The sequence below is a fragment of the Xanthomonas sp. SHU 199 genome (assembly GCF_000364665.1).
Lineage (GTDB): Bacteria > Pseudomonadota > Gammaproteobacteria > Xanthomonadales > Xanthomonadaceae > Xanthomonas_A > Xanthomonas_A sontii.
Genome location: NZ_AQOI01000781.1, coordinates 1 through 4,058, shown reverse-complemented (window position 1 = coordinate 4,058; position 4,058 = coordinate 1). Strand labels below are relative to the sequence as shown.

The 4,058-nt window shown below is 71.7% G+C and carries 3 protein-coding genes; all 3 read left to right on the top strand.

Features of this window, described 5'->3' with window-relative positions; all coding sequences use genetic code 11:
- Window positions 1-440: aldolase/citrate lyase family protein (locus tag D183_RS0121455; protein WP_017910808.1), on the top strand; the 440-nt coding region annotated here is incomplete at its 5' end.
- A gap of 31 nt (window positions 441-471) precedes the next feature.
- Window positions 472-2,598 (top strand): TonB-dependent receptor family protein, encoded by a 2,127-nt coding sequence (locus tag D183_RS0121450; RefSeq protein ID WP_441366766.1) that lies wholly within the window; start codon window positions 472-474, stop codon window positions 2,596-2,598.
- A 251-nt stretch (window positions 2,599-2,849) separates the two neighbouring features.
- On the top strand, window positions 2,850-4,058 hold a 1,209-nt coding region (locus tag D183_RS0121445; RefSeq protein WP_017910806.1), incomplete at its 3' end, for an ATP-grasp domain-containing protein.

Below are 4,058 nucleotides of genomic sequence, written 5' to 3'. Positions count from 1 at the left end.
ACTTCCCGCCGCACGGCCGCCGCGGCATCACCGGCGGCCGGGTCACCGGCTTCGGCAGCGTGGCCCTGGCCGACTACATCGCCGGCAGCCGCGCGCGCCTGCGCGTGATCCCGATGATCGAGAGCGCCGCCGGCGTGCGCGCCCTGCCGCAGGTCCTGCAGGTGCCCGGCGTGTCGCTGGTGATGGAAGGCGCGCTGGACCTGGCGCTGGACCTGGGCGTCGGCCCGCAGCCCACCCATCCGCAGGTCTGGGAACAGCTGCTGGCGATCGACGCGGCCTGCCGCGCCGCCGGCGTTCCCTTCTGCCCCAATCCCCGCGACGCCGCGCAACGCGCGCACTGGCTGGCGCAGGCGGACCTGCAGTGGCTGTTCGCCGGCGAAGACCGCGCGTTGCTGCAGGCCGCGTTGCGCCAGCGCGCGGCCGACCTGCGCAGCCCCTGACCGTTTTCGTGCCTCTGGAGTCGTCGTCTTGATCGCTTCGCTTTCCCCTTCGCTGCTGGCCGTCGCCCTCGTCGCCGCCATGCTCGCCCCCTCCAGCGCGTGCGCCGAGGACACTCCGCCCGACGCCGACGCGCAGGCGCGGATCCGCCAGCTCGACGCGGTGCAGGTGCAGGGCAGCCTGCTCGGCCGCTCCACCGTCGAGGACGTGCAGCACTACGCCGGCAGCCGCCAGGTGATCGACAACACGCAACTGCGCACCGGCGCCAACCGCTCGCTGGACGACGCGCTGCAGAAGGTGCCGGGCATCAAGGTGTTCGACGAGACCGGCACCGGCGCGCTGCCGCAGATCATGCTGCGCGGCCTGTACGAGAGCCGCAGCGGCCGCGTGCAGGTGCTGGAGGACGGCATTCCACTGGCGCTGGCGCCGTACGGGCAGACCAGCCTGTCGCTGTTCCCGGTCGGCCTGAACCAGGTCGACCGCATCGACATCGTGCGCGGCGGCGCGGCGGTGCAGTACGGCCCCAACAACGTCGGCGGCGTGATCAACCTGATCAGCCCGGACATCCCCACCACCTGGACCACCACGCTGGGCCAGAAGGTCACCGCCGGCGGCGCTGGGCATTACCTGGGCGACACCGCGATCAGCACCGGCGGCTACGCCAGCGATACCTTCGGCCTGCAACTGGACGCCAACTGGACCAAGGGCGACTACTGGCGCGAGCACAGCGCCACCGACATCAAGAACCTGCGCCTGCGCGCGGAATGGTGGCTGGCACCGGACAAGCTGCTCAAGGCCAGCGTGCAGCGCTACGTCGCCGACATGGACATGGCCGGCGCCTTGTCCACCGCCGACTACCTGCGCGATCCACGCCAGTCGACGCGGCCGCTGGACGCATTCAACGGCCGCACCACGCGCGCCTCGCTGGTCTACCAGCAGGACTTCGGCGATGTGGGGCCGTTCCAGGACCTGCGCCTGGACTGGAGCAACTTCAGCGCGCGCAGCAGCCGCAACTTCATCGTCGGCATGCGCTCGGCGGCCAGCGAGACCTGGCGCCCCGACCTGCCGCCGCAACTGCGGCAGAGCGCCCCACGCGATTTCCGCGTCTACGGCAGCGAGCCGCGGCTGAGCTGGACGATGGGCGACGGCGCGGTGCGCCAGCAGTGGACGCTGGGCGCGCGCGCGATCAACGAGGACATCGACTTCCTGGTCGGCAACACCCGCCTCAGGGACGGCCTGTACACCCTGGTGCGCGACTGGCGCTTCAAGGACCGCGGCGCCGCCGCCTACGTCAGCGACGCGATCGCCTTCGCCGACGGCCGCGTCACCGTCACCCCCGGCCTGCGCTACGAGCAGGTCGATTCGCGCTACTACAACCTGGCCAGCGGCGCACGCACGCGCAACAAGACCGACGACGTGCTGCCCGGCCTGACCCTGGGGTTCCAGGCCAGCCCGCAGTGGTACCTGTACGCCGACGGGCAGCGCTCGCTGCGCGCGCCGCAGGTCACCCAGATCATCTTCGGCGACAACCTCGACGCCGAACTGGCCTGGAACTACGAGGCCGGCGCACGCTACCAGCCCAATGAGCGCACCCGCGTGCAGTTCGGCGGCTACCTGATCGACTTCGACCAGCAGATCCAGCTCGACAACACCACGCGCACCTACCGCAACCTCGGCAAGACCCGCCACCAGGGCGGCGAAGTGGAAGTGCAGTGGAGCCCGGCGCAACTGCGCGCGCTGACCCTCAATGCCGGCTACGCCTACCTGGACGCGCGGCAGGAATCGGGCGTGTACGACGGCCTGCGCGTGCCCTACACCTCGCGCAACCAGCTCACCCTCGGCGCATCGTATCGGCCCGAATCCGGTCATACCACCGTCGCCGTTTCCAGCTATTACTTCAGCCGCGCCTTCAGCGATGCGGCCAACACCGTGCAGGAGAACGCGATCGGCTCGGTCGGCGAGCTGCCGGCCTACTGGGTGTGGAACGCGCAGCTGAGCCAGGTGCTCAGCGAAGGCGCCAGCGGCAAGCTCAGCGCGTCGCTGGCGGTCAACAACCTGTTCGATCGCAAGTACTGGTACCGCGGCATCGACACCAGTCCCTGGGGCCGGCAGCCGGCGCCGGGCCGCAGCGTCACCGTCGGCCTCGAGTACACGTTCTGATCCACCGCCGGCGTCGGACGACGACGCCGGCAGTCGCACCACCGCGCGCCAGCACGGCGCGCCCCCGCCCGCGGGAGACGCGGGCACCTGCAGCGGACGCAGCCGCGTCCTTCCCCTACCCAGCGCGCGCCCGATGCGATGCGCCAGGCAACCACGCGACCCTGCCGCAGCCGCGGCGCATGCCTCCCGTGTCCGCCTCCGCGCGGCCGCGCCGGCGGCGTGCGTGCGCCTGCGCCCGACGAGACCCGCACATGACCTCGCACGACGCTCCCCTGCTGCTCCTCAGCCACGTCTGCCACCCGGCGGTGACCGATGGCTTCCTCCCCGCCGCGCAGCGCCTGGGCGTGCCGGTGCTGCTGCTGACCGACCACCGCCACGCCCACCTCGAGCACTTCCGCCGCCATCCGCCCGCCGCACCGGTGCAGGTGCTGGAGTGCGACGTGTTCAATCCGCTGGGCGTGCTCGATCTGCTCGGCGGCCTGCCGCAGCCGCCGCGCGCGGTGTTCAGCAACAGCGACCACCTGCAGACCAGCGCCGCCGTGGTCGCCGCCGCGCTCGGCGTGCCGGGCAAGGATTGGCAGGTCTGCTACGCGGCCAAGAACAAGGCGGCGATGCGCCAGCGGCTGCGCGCGCTCGGCCTGCCGGCGCCGTGGTTCTGCAGCCTGGCGCCGGGTGCGATGCCGCCGGCGCAGGCACCCTGGCCGCTGATCGCCAAGCCGCGCGAAGGCGTGGCCAGCCTGGACGTGCGCCACTGCGCCGACGCGGCGGCGCTGCAGGCCTACCTCGATGATTTCTGGCAGCGCCACCCGCAGCGCAGCGTGCTGCTGGAGAGCGTGCTGGAGGGTCCGCTGTTCACCCTGGAAACGCTCGGCGACGGGCGCACCCTGCAGCCGATCGGCGGCTTCGACGTGCAACTGTCGGCGCCACCGCATTTCGTCGAATGCGAGGCGCGCTGGCGCAGCGCCATCGACACCCCGGTGCTGCAGCAGGCACTGGCGCAACTGCAGGCGTTCGGCATCGGCTTCGGCGTGTGCCACAGCGAGTTCATCCTCACCGCCGACGGCCCGGTGCTGGTGGAGATCAACTACCGCAGCATCGGCGACGGCCGCGAATTCCTGCTCGATCGCCTGTTCGGCGGACACTGGTTCGACAGTGTGCTCGGCCTGCACCTGGGCCGGCCGCTGCCGGCGCTGCAGGCGCGCCGCGCGCAGGCGCTGGTGCGCTACTACGTGGCCGAGCACGACGGCACGCTGGCCGTGGCCAGTGCCGACCACGCCAGCAGCGATGCGCACTGGGAAGCGCGCTACCGGCGCCTGCGGCAACCCGGCGACGCGATCCGCCTGAGCCACTCCAACAAGGATTACCTGGGCGTGCTGGACGTGCTCGCCGACACCGAGGCGGATCTGCAGCAGGCGTTGGTCAGCACCGAGGCGTCGCTGCACTGGCGCATCGACACCGCC